Raw genomic sequence first — 23,640 nt, 5'->3', positions numbered from 1 at the left:
CCACCCTCACCGGCCTCCACGTCTACGCAACCGCACACGGCATCGCCCTCACGACAGAGACAAAACCACCGTGTTGATTCTTTACGAGCCCTAAGTGCCTGCCTCGGTGTCGGCGACGCGGAGGCCGTCGATCACGAAAGCCGCGAAACGGCGTACTGCTGCGTCGCGCGTGGAGGCGGGTGCGGCGGTGAGTCCGCGGCCGGCGAGGAGGATGACGACGAAGTCATCGAACACGAAGTCCGGACGTAGTCGACCTGCAGCCTGCGCGCGGCGGATGACGGTCGAGACGACGCGGCCCAGCTCCTCGCGGTGTGCCGCGAGGTCGACGACGTCGGGGTGCGCCGACATGAACGCGTCCGTGAAGCCCTGGTTGCGCGCGTTGAGGAGCAGGATGCGCTCGACGACGTCGCAGAACCCGCGCCACGGATCCGGGTCGGCGGTGCCGTCGTAGACGATTGAGCTGCACTCGGCGAGCTCTTCCTCGAACGCCTCGAGCACCAGGTCCTGCTTCGTCGGGAACCGGCGGTACAGGGTCGCGGGCCCGACGTCCGCACGCCTGGAGATCTGTCGCATCGTCACCTCCAGCCCGGACTCCGCGAAGAGCTCCCGGGCCGCGGCGAGGACACGGTCGCGATTCTCCCTCGCGTCGACACGCAGCAGGTGAGTCATCTTTCAGGCGATCTCTCTCACAACAGCAAGTGGACGCACGCGTCCGTTACGTTCGATCGTACGGGAGCCATCCGGCTCGAACCAGCCAGGAGCGATGCATGCGAGCAGTCTCAATCCGTACCTTCGGCAGCCCGGACGGCATGGAGGTCGTCGATGTCCCGGTCCCCAGCCCAAGCGCAGGCGAGGTCGTCATCCGGACCGCGGCGATCGGGGTCGGCGGAGTCGACGCGGTGATCCGGCGCGGCACGCTGGGCGCACTCGGCCCGGCCATGTCTCGCGACGGTCTGGTGCCGGGAAGCGAGGTGGCTGGGACGATCACGGCCGTGGGAGCGGGCGTCGAGGCGTCGTGGCTCAACCGACGCGTCTGGGCGTTCACCGGCGTCTCTGGCGGCTACGCCGAGCAGGCGGTCGCGAGGATCGAGAACGTCACGGCACTTCCCGCCGACCTGACGCCCGTCGACGCGGTGACACTCGGCAGCGCGGCCCCGGTGGCGCACTTCGCCCTGCAGCAGGCGCACTTCGCCAAGGACGAGACCGTGCTGGTACGTGGCGCGGCCGGCAGCATCGGCATCGCAGCCGTCGAGATCGCAGCCCGAGCCGGCGCACGGGCAGTCGCGGTGACTACGTCGTCAGCCGAGCGGGGCGAGCGGCTGATGGAGCACGGCGCGACACACGTGCTCGACCGTGACGGGAACAGTACGCGCGCTCCCGAGCCGGCCGACTTCGATGTGATCGTCGACATCGTCGCCGGGCCAGCGCTGTCCTCGTTCCTCGCGCGGCTCGCACCCAACGGTCGACTGGTGCTGGTCGGCCTCGTCGCCGGGCCTCCTCCGGCGGACTTTGGGCCGGCGCTGCTGAGCCGGTTCCGGCAGTCGGTGTCGGTCGCGACCTTCAGCCTGGACACGGTGCCGCGAGCTGACCTGGCCCGGGTACGAGCCGACCAGTTCGAGACCGCGGCGCGGGGCGACCTCAGCGCCGTCGTCCACGCCGTCCTCCCGCTCGAAGCCGCAGCAGACGCCCACCGGCGGATGGATGCCGGCGAGGTCTTCGGGCGTATCGTCCTGACACCGTGACCTACTGCCGCCCGGTCTCAGGCTGGTGCACAGCCGATCGACACAGCGGTGCCGCCGCGCGCTGTGTGAGCACGGAAGTTGTGTACCGGGCACGCGCGCGCGAGCTCCTGGAGCGTGTAGCGGCTGGGCAGGACCCACGGCCGGCTACCGCTGGCGAGTTCGTGATCGGGCTCCTGGATGCCGTCAACCCGCACCGCCACCGGATTTGACGAACCACCGGTAGGTGTCGCGTCGGAAAAGGGCCGTCCAGAGGAAGGGTTCGCCGAAGTACGCGGACTCGGACGGTTCTTCGCGCATGAGTCCAGGTCTCCGTTGTATGTAGTGTGCGGAAATGACGAGAAGCGAGCGGCTCGCGGAGCAGTTGGACTGGCACTGGCGCAAGAACCTGCGGCCGCGGCTGGACGGTCTTACCGATGAGGAGTACTTCTGGGAGCCGGTGCGCGGCTGCTGGAGCATCCGCCCTCGTGGTACGTCGGCCGCACCGATGTCGGCAGGTTCGGGGGAGTGGACGATGGACTCCGCGTCCCCTGACCCGGTGCCGGCGCCGGTGACCACGATTGCCTGGCGGCTGGCGCACATCGTCGTCTCGTGCCTGGGTTATCGGGTCGGATGGCACTTCGGCGGCCAGGACGTCGACTCCCGGACATTCGCCTATGCGGGGACCGCTGACGAGGCGCTGGAACAGCTCGATGAGATGTACGGGAGCTGGAACGCGGGGGTCCGCGCGCTCTCGGACGCTGACCTGGAGAATCCGCCCACGGTGGGTCCCGAGCGGTTTCCCATGGAGGGCATCGTCCTGCACGTCAACAGGGAGCTGATCCATCACGGCGCTGAGATTTCCCTGCTGCGCGACCTCTACCGCTGGCAGGACGGAGCCGTACCGCACCGAATATGACTTTTCGGTAACCGGCGATCGAGCTTCGGTAGCTTACTTGGATTCCGTGACGCTCTGCGGCTGCTGCCGCCGAGAAGCCTCACGATCTTTAACCGGCGGTGTCCGGTGCGGTTGTTCCTACGACTACCGGCGGTGGTGTCCGCGGAGCAAGAGGCGTGCGGGAGCGCCGAGTTGGCGGATGGGCCGGGCCGGGGGAGTGGGTGCCGTTGGCATGTGCACCGACGTCTTTGAGCGCTGTCCGCCGGCGCGGCCCTCGCCGCTCCGGCGGGCGCGAGTGCCGCGCCGAACGTGAGCGTCTCGTGCTCGGCGTCCGGCGAGACCCACTTCAGTCCTGGCGTGCAGCTGTGGCCGCGTCAGCAGCACGTCTCCTACCAGGGCCAGGACGGCCAGTGCAACGACAACACCGAGGCCAGTATCGCTAGCGCGCGGATCACGGCCGACTTCGACGGCGTGACTCTCTCGTGTCTGTCCGGCGGCGGCACGGGCAGCGGCACCGGAACGATCGAGTGGAGCACCACGGACGGCTACAGGCTGCGCAGCGTCGTCAACCTGACCATCGACCGCACCGTCCTCAACGACGCGACCGTGTCCGGCTACGTGACCGAGGGCTTGTTCAAGGGGCACGGCTTCAGCGGCACGTTCTCGACGAGTCTGTTCGGTGGTGCGGGCAAGTGCACCATCGGCGCCCCGTTCGGCGGTGTGAAGGAGGCCGCGTTCACCGGCGAGTACAGCATCGACTGACCCCCGAGGGCAGGCAGGCGCCGGCGCACACCGTCGGCGCCTGCCGCGGTCCGGCAGTAGTGCTCGCGATCCGTGTCGCCGCCCGAGTGTGCCCGTCCCTTGTGACCACCCCTGGTCACAGACGTACACCAGGGCCCTCAGCCGGGTGTCGGCTGTCTCGGCCGCGGCGAGCGCGTGGACGAGGTGTGTCTCCCATCGGGTACGGGTTGTAGGTGGAAGATCCGTAGGTTGCGGTTGCAGCGTGCGTCGTAGGCCGCGTAGCCGGGTGACACGGACAGGATCGTCTGCCAGATTTCCTCGCGCTCGTGTCCCTGGGTCTCACGGGCGATGACAGGGAGCTGTTTCCCCAGGGTGACGACGGTGGCGTGCGGGTGCCTGAGGAGGTTGACGCTCCATGCCGGGTGGTTGTCTGCGCCGAGGTTCGAGTCGATGACGGCGAAGCCGCGCCCGTATGGCACGTGGAACAGCGGGACTTGCCGGGGCTGTCCGGTGCGGGCACCGGTGGTGGTGAGCAGGAGTGAGTGGAGGCCTACTGTCCGTCCGATACTGAGACGTCCCATGGTGCGGCGCTGCAGGAGCGCGTCGACGGGGACCATGGCTCTCATCGGCCCGTTGGCCCAGCGGCTGGTGGCGATCCGGTTCAGGAACCGCAGCACGAAACCCGTGTGTGAGGCGGGTGGTGCGGGGCGGGAGGTCGGCGTGGTGGGTGAGGTCGGTGCTTCGGTCCTGGGCGCCGGTACGGAACGCGTGGTGGCCTGTGCGGCGCCGGCTCGGCGGCTGGTTGGCTGGTGAGGCCGCAGCAAGGCCGGGCCCCGGGTTGTGGTGGCCGGTGTCGGTTCGCCGGTCGTGGGCTGGGGGTTCGTGCTGTTGTCGTTCACCGTGTACGTCGTGTGTCGGGGAGTGGTCCGGTCATGTCGTTGTGTCCTCGTGGCCTGGGAATCTCGGGGCGGATGTTGCCGGTGGAGCGGTGGCGGTTTCGCAGGACGAACGTCGTCGTGCCGATTGCCGTCATGGCAAGGGCCCAGCACGCTCCGAGGGCGAGGTAGGAGCAGGGCAGTGTGCCCAGGCGTGCGGCGCTGGTGGCGGACTGCATCGCACCGTAGGTGGGCAGGAGTCGGATCACGGGGCTGTCGGCCGCTGGATTGGCGATCGGGTTCTGCAAGCCCACGTCGAGGAAGCTGACCATGATGACCAGGAGGGTCCCGGCGAGTTCGCTGCGCAGGACGGCGGCGAGCATGATGCCGGCTCCTCCGTAGATGAGGCCGCCGACGAACAGCGCGGCGGCCAGCAGGTCCAGCCGTTCGGGTTTCCAGAACACCCGGACCCAGAAGGTGGCGTAGAGCGCGACCGGTGCCGCGGTCAGCAGGAGGGTGGCGTACTTGGCCGTCACCAGGCACAGGCGTGGGTAGCCGGCCATCACCAGTCGGCTGTCGAACTCCGCGGACTGGGAGGTGGCGAGGAACATCATGAATCCGATGATCAGCGCCAGGGAGTGCAGGGCCCCTGTGAGCTGGATGAGGATGTTGCCGTCGACGGTGATGGTCCGGTCGGCCGCACGCAGGAAGAAGGGAACGGGCGTCTTGGCGCTCACGGTGTAGGCGAGGGAGAGCCACAGGGGGATGAAGAAGACGACCAGGGCCAGCGCGAGGCGGTTGCGCAACTGCGCGAGGACGGCGAAGCGGACCGCGGTGACAAAGCACAGCCATACTCGGCTCATGCCGCGCCCCCGCGGGTAGTGCCGGCGAGCTGCCCAGCGTCGTGCAGGGACCCGCCTGTGAGCTGGTATACGGCATCGAGGCGCTCGGTGTCGTAGGCGAGGTGGGAGACCACCAGGACCGAGCAGCCGCTCTCCCGCAGAGTTCGGGCGACGTCCCAGAACCGCAGGTATGTCTCCCAGTCGAAGCCTTGATAAGGCTCGTCCAGGAGCAGCAGCCGGGGGTTGTGCATGAGCGCGAGGGTGAGATTCAGTTTCTGGCGGGTGCCGCCGCTGAGCGTGTGGACGCGCTGATGGCGGTACTCGGCGAAGTTGAGTGTCTCCAGCAGTTCCAGTGCCCGGTCGAGACGGTCCAGGCCGTAGGCGACCTGGAAGTAGCGCAGGTGCTGGTCGACGGTGAACGCCTCGTGCAGGACGGTCTTCTGCGGGCAGTAGCCCATCTTTCCCCCGCGTGCCACCATCCCGCTGTCCATCGGCAGATCGCCGACAAGGATCCGCAGGAGCGTGCTCTTGCCCGCGCCGTTCTCGCCGACGATCCCTACCAGTCGGCCGGCGGAGAGATCCAGGCTCGCACCGCGCAGGACGGAGCGCCGTCCATAGCTCTTGTGCACGTCGCGCACGCGCAGCACGAGATCACCGCCCGGCACGGGCCACCCCACATGAAGAAGTCACACGGGCCGTAACGGCTGACCTTGCAGAACGTGGCGGTGCGGCACGGAGTATCACCGAATCTTGTGAACAGTGATCATCCGCACGGAGCTGCGACGTTCCTACTCGGAAGGGTGCTCGTTGTGGTGAGAGGTCGACTGCGGCTGAGCTCGGCGAGTTCCCGGTGATCGCCCAGACGTCTCACACGCGCCAAGCATCTGGAAAGGTCGAGGGTGAGCAACTTCGTCGGTGCGGTGTCCGCGCCTGGGTTGGTTCCTCCGCGAAGCGGGGAGCCCGGGGCCGATTCGTTGCCGGGTCGGACGGAGCGTCCGTGGGCAGCACGTCTGGAGGAGGCGTTGGACGACCTGTACGCGGTGCGTCCGGACGCGGCCGTGACGCGGCAGTTGTGCGCGCTGGCAGAGCTGGGGGACGTTCCGGCAGAGGTCGCCGAACAGGCGGACCGGCGGCTGCACAGTGCGCTCATCCGCCCCGTGCGGTATCTCGTGGACGCTGGCGGTGCACGGCTGCGCCCGCGGTTGCTCCTGGCTGTGATCGACCTCCTCGGTGGCGACGTCTCCCGGTACACCCCCCTCGCGGCGGCGATGGAACTGATGCACACCGGTTCACTCATCGTGGACGACGTGCAGGACCGGGCCATCCTGCGGCGTGGCCGGGCACCCGCGCATGCCGTCTTCGGGATTGCCACTGCCGTGAATGCCGGAACCGCGGCGTACTTCACCTTCGACCAGGCCCTTCGGCACACGGTTCCCGATGATGTCGTATTGCGTGCCGCCGTCACGGAGACCTGCCTGGGCGTGCTGCGCTCGGCCCACGCCGGCCAGGGCCTGGACCTGGAAGGGCACCGCGCGGAGATGGACGCCGCGGTGGCGGCAGGCTGTGGCTGTGAGGTACAGCATTTGGTCCGGCTGACGCACCGGTTGAAGTCGGGCGCGCCGGTGCGCGCGTGCATGGAGACGGGAGCACTGCTCGCCGGCGCCGGTGAGGACGTGCAGGCCGCTCTCGGGGCGTTCGGGGAGACGGTGGGAGTTTCCTACCAGGTCATCGACGACGTCCTGGACCTCGACGGCGTGGTACGCGGAGGAACGGCGACCAAGCGGGCGGGAGAGGACCTGTTCAACGGGAAGGTCACCATGCCGCTGGCCCACGCCGTCGACCTGCTTGAGAAGGCCCGCATGACGCACTTGTGGAAAGGGCTGCGGGACGGCCGGGCGGGCAGACGACGGGTCGCCAAGGCAGCGGAGACCCTGCGCGCCTGCGGAGCCTTGGACGCAAGCCGGAGCGAGGCGTTCACGAGACTGCGATGCGCGTGGCAACGCGTGGAGGACCTGGTCGAGGATTCGCCGAAAACCCGAGCGCTATGGACGCTGGCTCACCAAGCTGTCAGCCGGCAGCTCAGTGCCTGAGCATCGCGAAGTACGAAAGGAGCAAAGCCCCACCGACCTCGCGGACACCAGGCTCACCCACTACCCACCTCAGTGCGGTCCGAGGCTCGGGATACCTCAAACGGTCCGTCGCATGGAGGCGCGAATACGGCTGCCACGACTGTGGCGCTGCGCATCCGCGATACACCTACGGTCGCGGCGACCGCTGAGGCGTACCGAGTTCTCGCCCGGCTTGAGCGGGGCACTGCTCGTCGTCACTTCCGGTGAGCACTGGCAGAAGGCGACCGGGGCGATGGGCGCGGCACTCCTTGTGGTCGACGCACAGGTGCAGTCCGGGGCCGGTCTGCCCCCGTCACCGGTGGTCGAATGCTTCGCTCGCGCTGCTGCGTTCAGTGTTCACGACGCGCAAACGGGCGTCGTCGGACGTGCTGGGTGCCGCGGTGAAGCCGAAACGGGCCTGGGTCTCGATGACGAGGCCGCTGCTCGTGGCGGCCTGGCGGCGGGCTTGCTCGCGCGCGCGAGGCTGCCAGCGGGCCCGCACGCCGTCGGCTAGGCGCTGGGCGAGGTCGGCACGGGCCGGCGGATCTCGTATTTCAGTAGCGCTCGACGGTGCGCTGGGAGACGCCGAGTAATTTCGACTTGCGGACAGGGCCTTTGAGCTGGCGGACGAGGTAACGCATTTGGGCACCCGCCGACTTGGGGATCGGGCGCGTGAAAGCCCCTGCAAGGGCCCGGTCCAGTCCGAGATGATGCCCATCCGGGCCGGTGGGGGAGTGATGCCGGACCGGTGATCGGCGGCGAGAGCGGCGCTCAGGGCGCCTCACGCGCCAGCGCTCCCGGACAGCCCGCAGCAGTACGACGGCGCTGCCCCCGTGATCCCCGGCCGTCGGCTGCTTTGCTCGCACTGCCGCGTTCCGTGTTCACGACGTGATCGGGGCGGGCCCGCAGACCCGCCCCGTGCGACAGGCGTCAGTAGTCGAGCCGTTCAAACTTCCAGAGCTGAGCAGGCGAGCCGTCGGCGGGCTTCAGCTCGACGTGATGGTCGACCTCGGTCCACAGCAAGTCCTGACCCCGCTTGCCGATGGTGAAGACCCCGGGGCCTGCCGGCTGGATCGACCAGACCGAGTTGCCGGGGTCGAATTCTGAGGTACCGAGCACCTGTCCCTCCCGGTGCGTGGCCCAGAATCCAGTGCCGGCGTCCTGGATGGAATACCCGTCCTCGAATCGCTGGACGTTCCACCTCTCGTAGATGGACGCGAAGTATTTGTCGAGCACGACGCTCGTCGCGAACGGCGGCCGTTGCCCTGAGGGAGGGAAGTTCTTCGCCCAGTCGCCGGTCCCCTCATCGACGAGTCTGTAAGAAGGGCCATCTGCGCGGGCACTGCTCGCCTGAGCCGGCGCACTGCCTGCCAGTCCCGCAGCCAATACGACGGCAGCCGCCACCAGGGCCCTACGGCACTTCGACACATTCACTCCTGTGGGTTGTCGCGCAAGCCGCCCCTGGGGAACGGCTCACAGCAATCGCCACGGCGTCTGCCTCCCCCGACGCGCGCCAAGAACTTTCCCCGCGAGCCCAGAAGGCGTCCGCCTGATGTCCCCCAGATCATTCGCGTCGCGACATAACGGCCAAGACCACCCGCATACGGCGTTGACGCCCACATGTCTGAAACAGGTCCCGACACACTGCGGATTCCCCACGGACACCGGTCTGCTCCGGACGGCCGGATGTCTGGATCTCATTTCCCCCGGCTGAGCGGTTTGCAGCGGGAGGCTGCCCGTGCAGATCCATCCGACGCGGCGCGGATACCCGCAACTCGCCACGCTGCAATCGAGGTGTGTCGTAGGCGGACGGGGGTCTTGGCGACCCGCCCGCCCCCTTGAGCCTGGGGTGCTGGGGGACGGGCGGCGCTGGACACCTCGGTGCCCGACGCGATCGGCGTACGCCGGGCACGAGGGGCTACTCCTCGTGGGCCTCGCGGTAGGCCGTCCACAGGTCGCTTGCCGTGGTGCACACGCTGGTGTCGACGGCGCAGACGGGACAGTCCTTGCCGTGGTCGATGTAGGCCCGGTACGCGCGCTGGATCCGGCTGTACTCGAGGGTGCCTGCGGCTGCGGCGGCCAGGAGCGCGAGGACGACGACCAGGGCTGCGGTGAGCAGGACGATGGTGATGCGGTTCACGGCAATCTCCTTGTAGAGGTGGGATGTTGACGTGACCGAAGGTCGTGGAAACGGTGTTCGCCGTGGTCCGGCCGGACGATGATGAACACCGTTGAACACACACATGGGCTGGGGGTAGATGTGGGCGGGGAATCCGATGAGCGTGAGGTGGCGCTCACCGAGCTGCGCAAGCGGCTGGAAGACGCTCTGGCCCACAAGCGGCTGTCCAAGACCCAGCTCGTCGCCCGAACGGGGCTGGGGCGCACGACCGTACAGGCGGCTTTCCAGCTTGGCGGGGCTGTTCCCTCCGCCGCGACGGTTGTGGCACTGGCCGGCAAACTGGGCTTGCCGGCCGAGCATCTCCTGGAGCTGCGGCGGATTGCCGCGGGTGAGACCGGTCTTGTGCGGGATGAGGAGCTCGGCAAGCCGATCGGCCAGTGGGATCCTCACGACCTGGAGGTCCATCCCGCCGGAACTGTCACCGTCGCAGCTTGCTCGGGTGCCCGGGCGCAGCGGGCGATGCCCGGCTATGTGCGCCGCTCCCACGACCAGGTCCTGGCGGAGGCGGTGGGCGAGGCTGCGGGGGGTCGCAGTCGGATGCTGGTCCTGGTCGGATCCTCTTCGACCGGCAAGACGCGGGCGTGCTGGGAGGCCGTCCAACCACTCGCCGCCGAGGGGTGGCGGCTGTGGCACCCGTACGATCCGACCCGGGCCGAGGCCGCGCTCGCCGACCTCAACCGCGTGGCGCCCCGTACGGTGGTGTGGCTCAACGAGGCCCAGCACCACCTCGGCCACCTTCAGGAAGGAGCGCATCGGGGCCGCACTACACACGCTGCTCACCGACGCGGACCGCGGGCCGGTCCTCGTCCTGGGCACCTTGTGGCCCGAGTACGCCGACTCCTACACGATCCTGCCCGGCCCTGGGGAGCCTGACCCGCATAGCCGTGCCCGCGAGCTCCTGACCGGACGCACCCTCACTCTCCCCGACGCTTTCGACGAGGAAGCGCTCCATGCCGCCTCCGCCCTTGCCCTAGGCGGCGACCCGTTCTTGGCAGACGCCCTCACCTGTGCCCGCACCCACGGCCGGGTCCCCCAAGACCTCGCGGGCGCACCCGAACTCGTGCGCCGCTACGAACAAGGCACCCCGCCCGTCAAAGCCCTGCTGAAGGTCGCGATGGACGCCCGTCGCCTCGGCGCCGGACTCCACCTTCCACAGGCCTTCCTCATCGATGCCGCCGCCGACTACCTCACCGACCACGATCAGCTCACCGAAGACTGGGCCGAAGCTGCCCTCGCCGCACTCGCCTGCCCCGCGCACCAAGCCCCCCTGCGCCGTACCACTCCCCGCCACCCGCGACGCCCTCTCGGCCTTCCGGCAGCGGCCACGACGCCCCTTCCGGTGTCAGGGCCGGTCTTCCGCCTCGCGGACTACCTTGAAGAGCACGGTCGTACCACCCGCCGAAGGCTCTGCCCGCCCGCTTCCGTCTGGCACGCTGCCCACACTCATCTCACGGACCCCGATGACCTCCACAACCTCGCCACTGCCGCCGTCGATCGGCAGCGCCTGCAGTGGGCCTATCACCTCTGGTGCAAGGCCGCCGACGCCGGTCACCCGGATGCCCTGCTCCGCCTGGCGGGGCTGCGGGAGAGAGTCGGGGACCGGGAGGGTGCCGAAACCCTGGCCCGGCAGGCCGCCGACGCCGACTACGTCGCCGGGGACCAGGAGGGCGCTGAAACTCTCTACTGGCAGGCCGCCGACACTGGCGAATCTCTCCTCGGCATCGAGACAAGGCGGTGGCCGTACGGGCTGGACCCGGACGGTTCGCCCACTCCCCCCTGGCTCTGAACAGGGAATACTCCGCCTGCAGGAGGCCAGGAACATTCAGGGCGGCTGCGGGCCGGCTTTCGCGGGCCGAGGCGGTGTCAGGTGATGCAGTCGGCGACGAGGGCGGCGAACTCGTCGGGTGTGGCGAGGCGCCTCGTGCTGTTCACCACGCGGTACATACGCCGCGGTGAACCAGCTGCGGGCGGACGGCTTCGACGTCCGCGACGAGGACGCGGTACGCCTCTCGCCGCTCGTGCGGCACCCCATCGACATGCTTGGCCGGTACTCATTCCAGCTTCCCGACCTGCCTGGCAGGATGCGGCCCCCTGCGCCAACCCGGCGCGCCTGAGGAGGAGTGACCTGAGGGCTTGACCCGGGCGAGTGATTCGTCTGAAGGCGATCGGGCATCCTGGGCATTAGGGGGGATGCAGTGCTGTCTCGTCAACTAGTTATACGGATCTGTGCAGTTGCGCTAGCTCTTGCTGCCGCTGTCGTAGCTGTAGTTGTCGCGGGGGTGGAGAAGTGGGTGCTGACGGCGGTCCTCGCGGGTGCGAGCGCGGCCGTCACGGGACTCGTCACCCGCAACGTCGACAAGGTCATCACGCGTGGCGGCGAGGCGGTGCTGGCCCGGACACCGGAAGATCCCATCACCGTTCACGCTTCCCAGCCTTTTCGCATCAAAGGGTACATAGGCCCTCTGCCACCGACCACGGAGCGATGGCGCGACTCCGCCAACGTGGTGGAGCTGTACGGTGCAGTCGTCCACCTGATCGTCGAGGCCGCCGGTGACCGTACAGCGATCATCAACAAACTAGACGTGCGCATGGAGTCGTGCGACGCTCCTCCGCACGTCAGTCACCTCGCTGGGCCTCCACTTGCCGCCCCGATGTCCCCCCGGCAACTGCGAGAGTTCCGCGTGAGCCTCAACGTGGGACTCCGTGCGAACGCCACCGAGCCGGCGCCCTCGCCGAGACCTGCCGATGGCGTACCGGACTTCCCCTACACGGTCACACCCCTCGATCCCGATCACTTCTTTATCCATGTGATCACCGAAGAGCCAGGCGACTTCCGGTGGCGCATCGGCGTGCACTGGATCTGCAATGGAAAGTCCGGGGTCGTGGTCACCGATCTGCACGGACAGCCCTTCCGCGTCGTGCGCCCCGAGCCCCGGTCGCGCTCGTAGCAGTGAGCCAGGGAACTTCAAGCCGCTGCTCAGCGCCTGCTGTCACCGGGCGCGAGCAGGCTGGTGACTTCGGCGCTCGCCTCCGCCGAGGGGTGGAAGGCCGCAGACGTATCGGTTAGTCATTGGGACGTCTTGAAGTGGCCCCGGGAAGCGTGCGTAGGGCCACTCGACGAACTGCCTTGGCCTCAAGGCCGAAGAACGTGTCCGGCCCGGAGACGATCGTCGTCAGCGGTGCCTGGTGTCGAGGGCAGCGAGGCCGCCACGCACAGCATCAGCCGTCTTGTCGAGCTGGTCTCTCTCCTGCACGCGCCAGTCAGCATCAATGCGAAATGGGTCACCTGCGAAGCGGGGGAAGACATGCAGGTGAACGTGGAAGACGGACCGTCCGGGTTGCTCGCCCGCGCGATCTGCGCGGTCAGAGACGGGACTTGCTCACCGGAACGGGAACGGAGGGACAACGCACACCTCAACAGCTACATCGGCCTGCGGAACAGCCCCGATCATGCCCGTCGGTCATGTCGCTGCACCGGGAAACTCCAGGATCCCCGACAGAGTCAAGCTGAGAGCGGCGTCGGCTCTGCCGATGCCGCACGCTTGGCATGTGCGCATGGGCCGCCATCCGGTGGTGGGTCTGCTCAGCGGGTCGTGGCGAACTCGCGCACTATCTGTGGCAGAGCTTTCAGGACGGTTGTGCTGTGGTCGAACTCGCCGACATCGCTGAGCTGTTGGTCGGCCCCATGAGCAGTCAGCTGGCGCTGGCAGCGCAGGGAGTTCGCAAAGGAGACGTCCTTGTCGCCCCTGGAGTGAAAGAGGTGCACCGGGACGTCGGGCCGCCAGTCACACGTGGTGTCCATCACCTCCAGTTTGCGTCGCAGATCCCCCGTGGGGTGACGCACCTTCTGAAGGAACTCTTCGGTGAACAGTTGCTTCGAGGTCCTGGGCAGGGCGGCCGCCAGCTCCGACGCCTTGTGGTCGCCGTCGAACAGCGTCTGTACCGTCTTGTCGTAAGGGGCTCGGAACGCCTGGTCCGGGGCGCTGTACAGGCCATACATCCGGTTCCACGTGGTTGCGAAATAGGCGAGGTAGAGCGAGGACCGTTCGACCTTGTCGTCTGCCGCGGCGGCCTCGAAACCGCTCAGGTCGAACGGGCCGGAGACTGGGGCGAGGGCACCTGGACGGAAATACGGATCGACGCCCTGCTGCAGGGCCCGCCCGACCAGCATGGTGGCGGGGCCGCCCTGGGAGAACCCGCTGACGAGTACGCGCTGGTCGAGACTGCGGCCCTCCCTGCGGGCGAACGTACGTGTCGCCCGCAACGCGTCCACCGAAGCGGTAACGGTTGCTTTCGGGTTCCCGTACGGATGGATTCCGGGGCCTTTTCCCAGGCCGAGGTAGTCCGGGGCAGATACCGCGCGCCCGGTCGAGGCGAACAGCAGCGCCGTGGCCCGGTCGGGTGATTGGTCGTTCACCGAGGCCACCTCTCCTCGGTACACCTCAGTGCCGTGCAGCCAGGAGACGACCCGAAGGCTGCGTTCGTCGTTCTTCGGCATCGTGACCAGCTCGCTGGCCGTGGTCGGTGTGCCCTTGAAATCGACGGTGCGATACACGATCCGGTGAGCGCGCACGCCGTAGCGGACCTGTGTGGCATCGATACCCGCCTTGGCCAGGCGGCCCGCGACTTCCTTCGCGTCCAGGTCCGCCACGGGGGTCACGGAGACCACCGAACCGCGCGCTGCGGGATGCTGGTGAGCAGACGAGGAAGAGCGCTGACTGTCGTCGCACCCAGCGCCCGCCAGTACGGTCACGGCACACATCAGGGCGAGCGCGGCGCGCCTTGCTGATCTTCCGTCGAACCGGGAAATGTTCATGGCTGGACTCTGCCGTTCCCGGCACGCTCGGCGCATTGCGACCACCACCCCACTCAGCAGGGGGTTTTCCCCACCCGCGTGGCCAACCCTGAGCAACTGGTTCACGGCCCGGTACCCGGGCAAGGCGAACGGTGCGGGCACGGAGCCAGCTACAGCCCTGCTTCGATATCCGGCTCCCTGGCAGGCCCAACGCATCCCGACCGGGTGAGTCACGAACCACCGTCGATCTGACGCGATGTCAGCCCGCTGAACTCGAAGCAGGCGCGCTGCCCTGGACAAATGACAAAGCGCGACTGGAGTGCTGGGCCGACCGGTGTTCGGGGGACGGCAGGGAAACCCTGGCAGTACCCCCGGAAACACGCCCGGAGATGCCTAGGCGGACTTGGCCGTCGCCCGGACGCCGAAGTGGACGTACCGGCTGCCGTCGGCGAGGGCGTAGAACACAACGGGTATCCAGGCGTCCTTCTCGTTGCGGCGGCCGGCGAACACCGTCTTCGCCGGCGTGTGGGAGACCGGGGTCAGATGCCAGACCAGCGGGTCGAAGGTTCCCGCCAGGCCGTCCGCGCCCTCGTACCTCAGCCGCAGTGTCCCCGGGCCGCCGTTGCCGTCGGAGATGGTCATGAGGAAGCCCTCGCGCTTGTAGCTGCCGAGGAACGGCTCCGTCTCCACGGCCAGGGGTTCGGTGGCCGGCGCGAACGCGGGCATGGTGACCCCGGCGAGTTCGGCGCAGAGCTCGCGGCAGAGCGTCTCGAAGACCTTGGGCGCGGCGCCGCCGCCATTGGTCAGCAGCGCGATGGCGAGGCCCTTCTCCGGGATGGCGCGCAGGTAGGCGAGCTGGCCGAAGGTGCTGCCGTCGTGGCCGAAGCCGCGCGCGCCGTCCCACTCGAACAAGCCCCAGCCCAGGCCCCAGTGGGCGCCGAGGAACCACTGGTCGGGCATCTCGACCTCGCGGGTCAGCATCGCGTCGACCACGGCGGCCGGCAGCACCCGTGTGCCGTCCGGCGCGGTGCCGCCGTCCACGAAGACCCGGGCGAACCGGGCCACGTCGGCGGCGGTCGCGCTGATCCCGCCGTACGGGCCGGCCGAGCGCGGCAGCATGTTCCATTGGGGGGTGGGGACGGGGGTCTCGCCCGGCTCGCCCATGTGCCCCATGGCGGCGCGGAAGCGCAGCACCTCCTCGGGCAGGGTCATGGTGTGCTCCAGCCCGAGCGGGGCGAGGAGCAGCTCCTTGAGCGCCTCGTCCCAGGTCCGGCCGGTGACCACCTCGACGATCCGGCCGAGGACGTTGTAGGCGGTGCTGGAGTACGACATGGTCACGCCGGGCGGGTTGGTCAGGCCGACGGTCTGCGCGCCCTTGATGTAGCGGGCCAGGCAGTCGTCGCCCCGGCCGGTGTCGTTGACGTAGTCGCCCTCGATGCCGCTGGTGTGGTTGAGCAGCTGGCGCGGCGTGATCGTCCGAGTTGCCGCGGCGTCGGCGACCGCGAAGTCCGGCAGGACGTCCGCGACCGGCGCGTCGAGGTCCAGCTTCCCGGCGTCGGCGAGCAGGACCACCATGGCGGCGGTGTAGCCCTTGCTGACGGAGCCGATCTGGAACACGGAGTCCGGAGTCACTTTGACGCCGGTGCCGGTGTGCAGGACGCCGGCGGCCAGTTCGTGGATCTCGCCGTCGGCGAGCACGGCCAGCGCGGCGCCGGGGATGTGGTGGACGGCGAGGAGCTCGCCGAGCCGGGCCTGCCAGCGGGCGGTGTCGAACGCCGGGGAGCCCTCGCTCACGCCCAGCGCATGGTTGATCGTACGGGTCACGTCGCGGTCGGTCTGTTCCAGGATCTTGGCTACCTCCTGGTCGACGAGCTTCGACACTTCCCGGCGCAGGTTTTCCGACATGCTGTCTCCCTCGTGGTCACGGTGGAATGGCGCGGGCGGGGTGGGGCGAGGGCGGGGCATGCCGGCTAGTCGGCGCCGCGGGTCCGCCGGCCGACGAGTCCGGTTAGTGAGGCGACCGTCGTGCGCGGCGGCTGCCGGAGGTCGCGGTCCGGGTGCAGGACGGTACGGAACGCGGCCCAGGCGAGTGCGCCGAGGGCGAAGCCGTAGCAGGAGACCAGCCCGTGCCCGTTCTCCTGCGCGAACCACATCGCCAGCCCGAGTACCGGCACGCCGAACGCGAGCAGCCGGTTCTTACGGACGGCCTTGCCGCGGCTCGCGCCCTCGTCGTCGCAGACCTGCTCGGCACCCTGTCCAGCGGCCTTGGCGGAGTTCTCGTCGGCGCCGCCGCGCAGCAGCAGGGCCGCGGCCAGCGTCGCGCCCAGGAAGTACGTGGCGCCGGAGCTGCCGGCGAAGTTGCGGGGGTCGGTGCTGTGGGAGGTCTGGCCCCACAGCTTGTCGATCTGCTCCGGCAGCAGGATGCCCGCGGTGAACAGGCCGAGCGTCAGCGGCGCGCCCCAGAACCAGTCGGCGAAGGCCGCGACGGCAGCCAGGGTGGCGATGTTCCAGGCGGCCCCGCCGAAGCCACCGTTCTGCATGAAGACCGAGGTGACCACGCGCCACCACCCTGACTTCGACGGGTCCGCGTCCAGCGCGCCCATCGCCCCCGACCAGCAGAGCTGGAGGGCCACCCCGGCGAGCGCGAGCCCGGTCAGGCCGACGGCCGCCCAAGGGATCCGCCGCCGTTGCAGTGTGCTCTGGCCGACCAGAGCCAGGCCGCCGTTGAACATCAGCACCATCAGTGCCGCCGTGGTCACGTTGAACAGCACGATGTCCATCGTCACCACCCCCCTCCGAGCCGTGTGCGATTTCGCTGATCACGACATTAGTGCGACCCGGGCAATTTTCAAACACTGTTTGAAAGCTGGCACGGCTCGCTAGACTGCGGCCGTGAAGCTGACGGCAGACCGGATCATCGACGCGGGGATGGCGGTGTTCGCCCAGACCGGCTACCAGGGCTTCTCCGTGCGCCAGGTCGCGGACCGGCTCGACGTGCACGCCGGCAGCCTCTACTACCACGTGCCCAGCAAGGCCGCGCTGCTCCAGCTGATGGCCGACCGGGTGGTCCGGCAGGCATACGAGGCCGGCACCGCCGCCCTGGCCGGACTGCCCGCGCAGGCAGGCTGGTCGGCGCGGGTCACGGCGCAGGCCGTCGCCCTGCGGCAGAGCATCCGGCAGCACCCCGGCGGGGCGATCATGCTCGCCGGCAGCCCGAAGACCCTCAGCCCCGGCGCGCTCTCGCTGATGGAACGGCTACTCGCCACTCTCGCTGAGGCCGGAGTGCCCCCAGAGGACTGCGGCACCGCCGCCGACACCGTGCTCAGCCACGTCACCGGCTACGTGCTCCAGGAACAGAGCGATCCACCCGCGGTGCCGGTCACCGCCGAGGACGTCGCCGCCCTCCATCAAAGCTTCCCCCGGACGGTGGCTGCCGCGGCCGCGCACGGGCCGGACGAGAAGTTCACCCGCAGCCTGGACCTGCTCTGCGCCGGCATCGGGACACTGATCCGGCCGCAGTCCGAAGGAGCGTCATCCGAAGAACCGGATGGGACCGGACAGTGACCTGAGTCGGCGAATCCCTCGCTCGTCTTTCACGAGTTCGGCCACGCCTCCGCCTGCAGGCGGAGCCCCTCTCCCGGGCTGCGCTGCGGGAGCTCCGCGTGTTGATGGTGGCGAGGAGCTCACAGCCCTGGTGGGATTCAATCCGCAGCGCGAGGACTGGCGGCGGCCCTTCCTGGTCTACGTGATGGGCCCGGGTGGCGGCGACGAGAGCACCTTCGAGGCTGAGCATGCGGACGAGCCCGAGGTGGAGGCCATCCTCGGCTTCAGACCGACCCATGCCGTCAATGTCAGCGCCTGCTGCAATCGCGAGATCGACCACGTGACCACGGCCCTGCTGACCGCCGCTGTCATGAACGTCATCGGAGGCGTGGCCGAAGCCGCACTGCTGGACGGACAGGCGTCGGTCGTCGCCGGCCTTCCGGGGGTGCTGGGGATCGCGGACGACCACTGGATGGCGCTGGGAACGGCGGAGTTTCTGCGGGCCTGGGTTGGGCACCCCGCCTTCCGGCTGGTCAAGTAGCCCAGACAGATCTGCGGCGGAGGTCGTGCTGTGACCTGGAACGTTCGGTGCCCCGTGGTGGTTCGGCTTCCACGCCGTCCCCGGCCTCGCCGAGACCGTCCTGGCCGGCAACGAGGCCCCGTATATCGACTGGTTCCTCGGCTCAGGGACGCTTGGGCGTGGAGTACCCGACGACATCCGTGCGGCCTTTGTCCACGCGTACACCGGGGGTGAGGCCCTGCGCTGCGCGTTCTCGGCATGAGCGCTTACGACCGCGGGGTTCCGAGCATCAGCCGCGAGGGTGCGACGCTGCCGTAGTACGCGCACCGGAAACATCCGTACCCTCCGCCTCGCGGCAGGGGGACCCCTTCGCGTCCCCGACCGTTGCGTCCCGGCCCGTGAGGAACAGGGCGCGTCGGGCGAGCCAGAGGTCGTAGCGGTCGCTGGGGGGACGCAGCAGCGGGCGTTCGAGGAGGTCCTCGATTCGGGTGAGACGTTTGCGGACGGCGGTGGTGGAGAGGGAGAGTTCGGCGGCGGTGGGGGCGAGGCGGGCGTCGTGGCGCAGCCAGGTGTCCAGCGTGGGTCCGAGGCCCGACTCGTCGACGGGGCGCAGCAGGCCGCGTGCCCAGGCCAGTACGGCGGGGCTCGTCAGCAGGTCGTCGAGCTGGGCGGGTGGGCCGGGCGGCGGAGCTGCGTCCAGTGTTTCCGCACGCTGTGCCTCGGCGCGCAGGGCCAGGGTCAGGACGGCCTGGTCGGGGAGGCGGTCCAGGTCGAGGGTGAGCAGGATCTCGACCTGGCGCAGGCGGGCGGAGACGGTGTTGCGGTGGATCTTGAGCAGCGCGGCCGCCCGCGCGGAGAAGGTGAGCCAGAAGGCGGCCGTGAGGGACAGTTCCGCGCTGTCCGGGTCCTGCGGGCGCCGCGCCACGTGGCAGTGGAGCGGGGCCAGCAGTTGCCGGGCCCAGTGCCGCAGTTCCGGGCCGATGACCAGGACCGGATCCGTGCGGTGCACGAAGGTCGCCCAGCGGTCGGCGTGGCCGCGCGCGGTGACCAGGGCGCGGAAGGCCTGCTCGTAGCCGGTGGCAGTCTCGTGCAGCGGAACGCTGTCGCTGACGCCCACCAGGCAGTGGTCCAACGCTCCGGTCAGCGTCGAGGCGAGGGCCGAGGCCGCCTCGCCGGACTCGGCCGGGGCGAGGACCAGCACGTGGTCGGGGTAGACCGGGCAGGGGACAACCCAGGCACCAGGTGCCAGCGCGGTGCACCGGCGCGCCACGTCCTCGCGCAGGTGCGTCGGAGACTCCACGACATGGAACCGCATCACGTCCGGCAGCGCGGGCTCCAGCAGGCCGGCTATCTGCCGCGCGGTGGCGACGTGACCGCTCATCAGCAGATGCAGCACCGCCTCGCGGTTGCGCGCCTCGGCGCGCTCCAGGCGACGCCATCGTGCCTCGGTGCGCTCCAGCCGCCAGCACAGGTCCAGTACCGAGGACACGTCGGCGAGCAGCACGGGCAGGCCGTCAGGTACCGGCCGCGGCATGACCGCTGCGAGCACCGGCGCGGCGTCGCCCTGGTGCGCGCGGCCCCCGGAGGTGCCGTCCATGGAGACGATCACGACCGTGCGGCAGCCGGCGTCGAGCATGAGGGAGTCCAGACCGCGGTCGTGCAGCTCGTCGGCGGCCCGCCGGGCGAGGGCGAGGTCCGGCGCCTGGCAACCGCCGGCGGAGGCCGGGACGGCACCGTCCGGGTCGACCAGTAGTACCCCGGCGCCGGTGCGTCCGGCCAGCCAGCGCAACAGCGAGCCGCTGCCGCCGGCGCGCGCCGCCCGCTGCATGGCGAGTATGTCCTCGGCCCGTCGGTCGCGTCGTGCTGACGCGGACTCAGGCTCCTGCATGGACCGGACGTGCACGAGGTGAGGCTACCGGCCGCGCGGCTCACTGTGCACACTGAAATCTTCGGCCGTCGCGCGCCAGAACCTCCGACCAGCACGTTCGAAGATCGCGAAGGCTCTGAAGACTTACCTTCAGGCAGCCTGCCAGAGCGCCTGGGAGATTGCCCTGGTGGCAGCAGATGGCCCCGCGCCGGCGAACCGGGCGGGGCCATCCTCACCTCGAACTTGACCAGCCGCGTGGTCCGACAGCGGTCAGCTCAGTGCCAGAGCTGGTACTGACCGCCGTTGCACGGGAGGGTGTAGACCTCAAAGCTGCTGTTGCTGTCCAGGCAGTAGCCGGTCTCACGGTTGACGAGATTGAAGCCCGACCCGGTCCACTGCTCCTTCCACTGCTCGTAGTAGTTGGCAGGGCTGGAGCACGGCTCCAGATACGCCTGGCCCAGGCCGCCGCCCGTCCCATAGGCCGTCAGACACATGTCGTCGTGGCCGCCCGGAGACTCCCTCCAGTAGGAACCGTCCTGGTTCTCGAGGTTCCCCTGGGTGTCGTCCCACTCGATCTGGTGGTTGTCGTCGACGCAGTAGCTGCTCCCAGATCCCGGAAATGCCGGCTTCACCGTGCCCAGGGTCCAATTGCCGTTGTCGTTAGTCCAGGCGAGACAGTCCTGAGTCTCGTTGCTGGCCCACTTGATGCCGTAGCCGTCGGCGTAGGCGCTCCCGGTGGTGGCGAGCACGAGCATCGGGACCGCGGCTGCAATGCCGGCGAGCTGGGCTATGCGTGCTTTGCGCATGGGTGTCCCCCTGGTGGAAAGGCTGGGTTGTCCGGACCTGTCGTCTCGGCGTGATCAACGATCCCGGTACGCGCGTAGTTGATCAAGTTCTGATCTGCACAGCCTCGACCCGCCGCTTTCCCCCTGACGACCGGGATTCAGGACGGCTCACTGGGCGAAGACGAACCACATCAGCTGCCGGACTCGACCTTGAGAAGCACCTGCATCGCCAACTGAAGCGCTCAGTGTGCGACACGAAGTCGCTCCAGGTAAGTAAGTCCAGCCACGTGAAGGAGGTATCGATCGGCTGAACTTCGGGCCAGTGTCCAAGGCCCGTCCCCGCGCTCCCATGCGTCGCTGGTAACGGCGAGGTGTGAAGGGGAGCGTTCAAGCCCAAGAGCGTCCCGGCCATCGGGGTGCAACAGGTGACGGGAAGGCTGGACGGACGAACGCAAGTGAACCCTCGATGATGCCCCGTGACTTTAAGACCGCGCTGACGGCGGCGGTCATAGGACCCGGTGCTGGAAGGCACCAAGCGACCCTCGGGTAACTGAGCCCGGAGGGAGGACACCGCTGGTCCCGGGGTAGAGGGGGCGCCCACCCCAGCCGCGTCCTACTGGTGCGGAACGTGGAAACCCCGACGGGGTCCAAGCCTCGGCTGGATGTCAGTTCAGGTGGCTTGCGTGGCAGTGTAGTTACTCGGGTTGAACCTGTAAGGGCGCGCAACGCATCCACGCGCACCCGGGCTCCGCGCAGACCGGGTCAGCTGCCCGGGTGGGAGGCCCCCCAGCCGTGTTCGAGCAATGCGAAGGCTTCGTCGGCGGCGCGGTGCGGCTCGGCGTGCCGCAGGATGAAGACGCGGGCCTCAAGGGCGAAATGAGCCAGGGCGGCGCAGCTGACGTCGTCCTCGGGGGCGCCGACAGCCTCGGCGATGGCCCGCGCCAGGGCCGCTTCGTGGCGCGTCCACATGCGGTGGGCGTATTCGCGCAGCGCAGGGGTCTCCTGCACCATGCGCGTGAAATCGGCGAACCGCGGGTCCGTGGCATGTACGGCGAACTGGGTCTGCTTCAGCAGGATGTGCTCGCGCAGAGCTTGCGGGATCGATGTGCCAGGGGTGCGGTCGCGCACGGCGGCAACAAGCGCCGCCTCCAGGTCGTCGTCCTGGTCGAAGACCAGGGCTTCCTTGCCGGGGAAGTGCTTGAACAAGGTGGTCACCGAGACGTCGGCGGCGTCGGCGACATCCTTGACGCCGACCTGGTCGTAGCCGCGGTTGAGGAAGAGCTCGAGCGCGGCGTCGGCCAGGGACTGGCGGGTCTGGGCCTTCTTGCGCTCGCGGCGCCCGGTCGGTTCGGTCACTCGCACACCATACCTCAGGGTGAAGTAACTACAAAAGTTGAGTCGTTGCACTTATTTGGTGAGTGTGCTTTCTTGGTGAGGCCGGACCTCCCGGCGGCTCACCCACCTCTCGAGGGGCACTCCTATGAACCCTGCTCGTGGTCCCCGCATCGCGATTGTCGGCGCCGGCCTCGGCGGCCTCACCTGCGCCCGAGTCCTGCAGCAACACGGCCGCTCTGTCACCGTCTTCGAACGCGAGGCCTCCGCCGACGCCCGCCCGCAGGGCGGCACCCTCGACATGCATCCCGACACCGGCCAGGCCGCCTTGAGTGCGGCTGGCCTCCTCGACCGATTCCACGCCCTCGCCCGCCCGGAAGGAGATGAGTGGCGCGTGCTCGACTTCGCCACCGCCGCCCTCCTGACGCAGCAGGGGCCGTCCGCCGACGGCGGCCGACCGGAGATCGACCGAGGCCAACTGCGCGGCCTGCTCCTGGACTCGCTCACCGAGGGCACGGTGCGATGGGCCCGCGCCGTCACCGGGGTCACCCCGCTGGCGGACGGCACCTGCCGGCTGCTCTTCGCTGACGGCACCGCTGAGGAGTTCGACCTGGTGGTCGGCGCCGACGGCGCCTGGTCACGCGTCCGCCCAGCCCTGTCGCACGCCGCACCCCGCTACACCGGCGTCACCTTCGTCGAGACCGGATTCGACCACTGCGACACCCGCCACCCCGACCTCGCGCGACTGGTCGGCAACGGATCGATGCTGGCGAAGGGCGCCGGCAGGTCCCTGGTCGCCCAGCGCAACAGCAACGGCCACATCCGCGCCTACATCGCGCTCCGCACGCCGGAGGACTGGCACGTGGCCGCCGGTATCGATCTCGGCGACCATCGGGCCGTACGGACGCACCTGCTGACGATGTTCGGCGGCTGGGACGAGAGCCTGCGCTACCTCCTGCGCAACAGCGACAGCGGGTTCATCAACCGGTCCCTGTTCGTCCTGCCCGCCCCGCACACCTGGGAGCACGTTCCCGGCATCACGCTGCTCGGCGATGCCGCGCACCTGATGCCCCCGGTCGGGCTGGGCGCCAATCTCGCCATGCTCGACGGCTCCGACCTCGCCCACGCCCTCGTCACCGAATCCAGCGTCGACGACGCCGTCCGCGCCTACGAAAGCATCATGCTGCCGCGCTCGATCGAGTCCGCGACGGGCAGCGCCCAGGGACTCGACCACCTCGTTCCCGCAGCGACTTCCTGAGTCGACTCCACCGCCCCGGCCGCGCGGCCGTTCCCGCGTCGATCATGTGCACTCTCCCTGCAGTCGCATCCGCCCGGGGCGGCGAGGCCAGAAGGCCTGTCCGGTTTGATCACGTGATGCCGCGGGCCTGCGCAAGCACGGCCGAGACGCCACCCGACCGCTGGCCACCCTCGGCATCA

At 69.1% G+C, this 23,640-nt stretch carries 22 protein-coding genes and 2 pseudogenes; 12 read left to right on the top strand and 12 right to left on the bottom strand.

The features are described from left to right. Window positions 1-90 precede the first annotated feature (90 nt). On the bottom strand, window positions 91-669 hold the full coding sequence (locus ACFC8N_RS46310; RefSeq protein WP_356035663.1) for a helix-turn-helix domain-containing protein: 579 nt from the start codon (window positions 667-669) through the stop codon (window positions 91-93). Window positions 670-767: 98 nt separating this feature from the next. Here ACFC8N_RS46310 and ACFC8N_RS46305 point away from each other — a divergent pair, with 98 nt between their 5' ends. The 3 genes from ACFC8N_RS46305 to ACFC8N_RS46295 all read left to right on the top strand — a co-directional run bounded on the left by ACFC8N_RS46305 (window position 768) and on the right by ACFC8N_RS46295 (window position 3,378). Continuing rightward, window positions 768-1,742 (top strand): zinc-binding dehydrogenase, encoded by a 975-nt coding sequence (locus ACFC8N_RS46305; protein WP_356035665.1) that lies wholly within the window; start codon window positions 768-770, stop codon window positions 1,740-1,742. Window positions 1,743-2,073: 331 nt separating this feature from the next. Continuing rightward, complete coding sequence (locus ACFC8N_RS46300; protein WP_376295695.1) at window positions 2,074-2,637, top strand: DinB family protein; 564 nt, start codon at window positions 2,074-2,076, stop codon at window positions 2,635-2,637. 336 nt (window positions 2,638-2,973) lie between these two features. Beyond that, complete coding sequence (locus tag ACFC8N_RS46295; RefSeq protein ID WP_376295693.1) at window positions 2,974-3,378, top strand: hypothetical protein; 405 nt, start codon at window positions 2,974-2,976, stop codon at window positions 3,376-3,378. 137 nt (window positions 3,379-3,515) lie between these two features. On the opposite strand, the gene ACFC8N_RS46290 is transcribed toward ACFC8N_RS46295, so the two are convergent. The 3 genes from ACFC8N_RS46290 to ACFC8N_RS46280 form a co-directional block, all read right to left on the bottom strand. Next, a complete protein-coding gene (locus ACFC8N_RS46290; RefSeq protein ID WP_376295692.1) occupies window positions 3,516-4,034 on the bottom strand; it encodes a nitroreductase/quinone reductase family protein in 519 nt (172 codons plus the stop codon). A gap of 218 nt (window positions 4,035-4,252) precedes the next feature. After that, a complete protein-coding gene (locus tag ACFC8N_RS46285; protein ID WP_376295691.1) occupies window positions 4,253-5,095 on the bottom strand; it encodes an ABC transporter permease in 843 nt (280 codons plus the stop codon). Next, the gene (locus ACFC8N_RS46280) at window positions 5,092-5,739 is read right to left on the bottom strand and encodes an ABC transporter ATP-binding protein (RefSeq protein ID WP_376295690.1); all 648 of its coding nucleotides are present in this window, start codon (window positions 5,737-5,739) and stop codon (window positions 5,092-5,094) included. Before ACFC8N_RS46280 ends, ACFC8N_RS46285 begins: the two co-directional genes overlap by 4 nt. A gap of 234 nt (window positions 5,740-5,973) precedes the next feature. Here ACFC8N_RS46280 and ACFC8N_RS46275 point away from each other — a divergent pair, with 234 nt between their 5' ends. After that, window positions 5,974-7,164, top strand: a complete 1,191-nt coding sequence (locus tag ACFC8N_RS46275) for a polyprenyl synthetase family protein (RefSeq protein ID WP_376295688.1) — start codon at window positions 5,974-5,976, stop codon at window positions 7,162-7,164. 948 nt (window positions 7,165-8,112) lie between these two features. Here the strand turns inward: ACFC8N_RS46275 and ACFC8N_RS46270 are convergent. Both ACFC8N_RS46270 and ACFC8N_RS46265 read right to left on the bottom strand, forming a co-directional pair. Continuing rightward, entirely contained in the window at window positions 8,113-8,586 is a 474-nt protein-coding gene (locus ACFC8N_RS46270; RefSeq protein WP_356035678.1) for a hypothetical protein, read from the bottom strand. A gap of 514 nt (window positions 8,587-9,100) precedes the next feature. Next, on the bottom strand, window positions 9,101-9,322 hold the full coding sequence (locus ACFC8N_RS46265; protein WP_376295687.1) for a hypothetical protein: 222 nt from the start codon (window positions 9,320-9,322) through the stop codon (window positions 9,101-9,103). Window positions 9,323-9,469: 147 nt separating this feature from the next. On the opposite strand from ACFC8N_RS46265, the gene ACFC8N_RS46260 reads away from it, so the two are divergent. The 4 genes and pseudogenes from ACFC8N_RS46260 (at window position 9,470) to ACFC8N_RS46245 (ending at window position 12,309) form a co-directional block, all read left to right on the top strand. After that, window positions 9,470-10,234: a helix-turn-helix transcriptional regulator gene (locus ACFC8N_RS46260; protein ID WP_376295686.1), complete on the top strand. Its 765-nt coding sequence runs from the start codon at window positions 9,470-9,472 to the stop codon at window positions 10,232-10,234. A gap of 115 nt (window positions 10,235-10,349) precedes the next feature. Further along, window positions 10,350-11,147 carry a hypothetical protein gene (locus tag ACFC8N_RS46255; RefSeq protein ID WP_376295685.1) on the top strand — a complete coding sequence of 266 codons (798 nt, stop codon included), beginning with the start codon at window positions 10,350-10,352 and terminating at the stop codon, window positions 11,145-11,147. A 120-nt stretch (window positions 11,148-11,267) separates the two neighbouring features. Then, a pseudogene (locus ACFC8N_RS46250) lies at window positions 11,268-11,475 on the top strand (Tn3 family transposase); the annotation flags it as partial. Between the two features lie 177 nt (window positions 11,476-11,652). Further along, complete coding sequence (locus ACFC8N_RS46245) at window positions 11,653-12,309, top strand: hypothetical protein (RefSeq protein ID WP_376295684.1); 657 nt, start codon at window positions 11,653-11,655, stop codon at window positions 12,307-12,309. Between the two features lie 635 nt (window positions 12,310-12,944). Here ACFC8N_RS46245 and ACFC8N_RS46240 read toward each other — a convergent pair. From ACFC8N_RS46240 to ACFC8N_RS46230, 3 genes are all read right to left on the bottom strand, one after another. Then, window positions 12,945-14,177 (bottom strand): hypothetical protein, encoded by a 1,233-nt coding sequence (locus ACFC8N_RS46240; RefSeq protein WP_376295682.1) that lies wholly within the window; start codon window positions 14,175-14,177, stop codon window positions 12,945-12,947. Between the two features lie 372 nt (window positions 14,178-14,549). Beyond that, window positions 14,550-16,061 (bottom strand): serine hydrolase domain-containing protein, encoded by a 1,512-nt coding sequence (locus ACFC8N_RS46235; RefSeq protein ID WP_376295680.1) that lies wholly within the window; start codon window positions 16,059-16,061, stop codon window positions 14,550-14,552. Between the two features lie 65 nt (window positions 16,062-16,126). After that, window positions 16,127-16,936, bottom strand: coding sequence for a hypothetical protein (locus ACFC8N_RS46230; RefSeq protein ID WP_362821876.1), 810 nt, complete (start codon window positions 16,934-16,936; stop codon window positions 16,127-16,129). Between the two features lie 112 nt (window positions 16,937-17,048). Here ACFC8N_RS46230 and ACFC8N_RS46225 point away from each other — a divergent pair, with 112 nt between their 5' ends. The 3 genes and pseudogenes from ACFC8N_RS46225 to ACFC8N_RS46215 form a co-directional block, all read left to right on the top strand. Further along, window positions 17,049-17,720, top strand: a complete 672-nt coding sequence (locus tag ACFC8N_RS46225) for a TetR/AcrR family transcriptional regulator (RefSeq protein WP_376295678.1) — start codon at window positions 17,049-17,051, stop codon at window positions 17,718-17,720. Between the two features lie 130 nt (window positions 17,721-17,850). Further along, window positions 17,851-18,240, top strand: coding sequence for a DUF6368 family protein (locus ACFC8N_RS46220; protein ID WP_376295676.1), 390 nt, complete (start codon window positions 17,851-17,853; stop codon window positions 18,238-18,240). A 46-nt stretch (window positions 18,241-18,286) separates the two neighbouring features. Beyond that, a pseudogene (locus ACFC8N_RS46215) lies at window positions 18,287-18,475 on the top strand (alpha/beta hydrolase); the annotation flags it as partial. A gap of 33 nt (window positions 18,476-18,508) precedes the next feature. Here the strand turns inward: ACFC8N_RS46215 and ACFC8N_RS46210 are convergent. From ACFC8N_RS46210 to ACFC8N_RS46200, 3 genes are all read right to left on the bottom strand, one after another. Then, complete coding sequence (locus ACFC8N_RS46210) at window positions 18,509-20,107, bottom strand: helix-turn-helix domain-containing protein (RefSeq protein WP_376295675.1); 1,599 nt, start codon at window positions 20,105-20,107, stop codon at window positions 18,509-18,511. 254 nt (window positions 20,108-20,361) lie between these two features. Further along, entirely contained in the window at window positions 20,362-20,892 is a 531-nt protein-coding gene (locus ACFC8N_RS46205) for a hypothetical protein (RefSeq protein ID WP_356035705.1), read from the bottom strand. A 741-nt stretch (window positions 20,893-21,633) separates the two neighbouring features. Continuing rightward, on the bottom strand, window positions 21,634-22,227 hold the full coding sequence (locus tag ACFC8N_RS46200; protein WP_356035708.1) for a TetR/AcrR family transcriptional regulator: 594 nt from the start codon (window positions 22,225-22,227) through the stop codon (window positions 21,634-21,636). Window positions 22,228-22,351: 124 nt separating this feature from the next. Between ACFC8N_RS46200 and ACFC8N_RS46195 the strand changes: the two genes are divergently transcribed. Continuing rightward, window positions 22,352-23,461 (top strand): FAD-dependent oxidoreductase, encoded by a 1,110-nt coding sequence (locus tag ACFC8N_RS46195; protein ID WP_376295674.1) that lies wholly within the window; start codon window positions 22,352-22,354, stop codon window positions 23,459-23,461. Window positions 23,462-23,640: the final 179 nt, after the last annotated feature.

Origin of the sequence: Streptomyces sp. NPDC055966 (assembly GCF_042269865.1) — a bacterium.
Lineage (GTDB): Bacteria > Actinomycetota > Actinomycetes > Streptomycetales > Streptomycetaceae > Streptomyces.
This window is presented reverse-complemented; position numbering and strand designations above follow the sequence as displayed.

Coding starts and splice junctions, on each gene's coding strand:
- ACFC8N_RS46310 (WP_356035663.1), bottom strand. CDS start 669: ATGACTCACCTGCTGCGTGTCGACGCGAGGGAGAATCGCGACCGTGTC.
- ACFC8N_RS46305 (WP_356035665.1), top strand. CDS start 768: ATGCGAGCAGTCTCAATCCGTACCTTCGGCAGCCCGGACGGCATGGAG.
- ACFC8N_RS46300 (WP_376295695.1), top strand. CDS start 2,074: ATGACGAGAAGCGAGCGGCTCGCGGAGCAGTTGGACTGGCACTGGCGC.
- ACFC8N_RS46285 (WP_376295691.1), bottom strand. CDS start 5,095: ATGAGCCGAGTATGGCTGTGCTTTGTCACCGCGGTCCGCTTCGCCGTC.
- ACFC8N_RS46240 (WP_376295682.1), bottom strand. CDS start 14,177: ATGAACATTTCCCGGTTCGACGGAAGATCAGCAAGGCGCGCCGCGCTC.
- ACFC8N_RS46235 (WP_376295680.1), bottom strand. CDS start 16,061: ATGTCGGAAAACCTGCGCCGGGAAGTGTCGAAGCTCGTCGACCAGGAG.
- ACFC8N_RS46230 (WP_362821876.1), bottom strand. CDS start 16,936: ATGGACATCGTGCTGTTCAACGTGACCACGGCGGCACTGATGGTGCTG.
- ACFC8N_RS46210 (WP_376295675.1), bottom strand. CDS start 20,107: ATGCAGGAGCCTGAGTCCGCGTCAGCACGACGCGACCGACGGGCCGAG.
- ACFC8N_RS46205 (WP_356035705.1), bottom strand. CDS start 20,892: ATGCGCAAAGCACGCATAGCCCAGCTCGCCGGCATTGCAGCCGCGGTC.
- ACFC8N_RS46195 (WP_376295674.1), top strand. CDS start 22,352: ATGAACCCTGCTCGTGGTCCCCGCATCGCGATTGTCGGCGCCGGCCTC.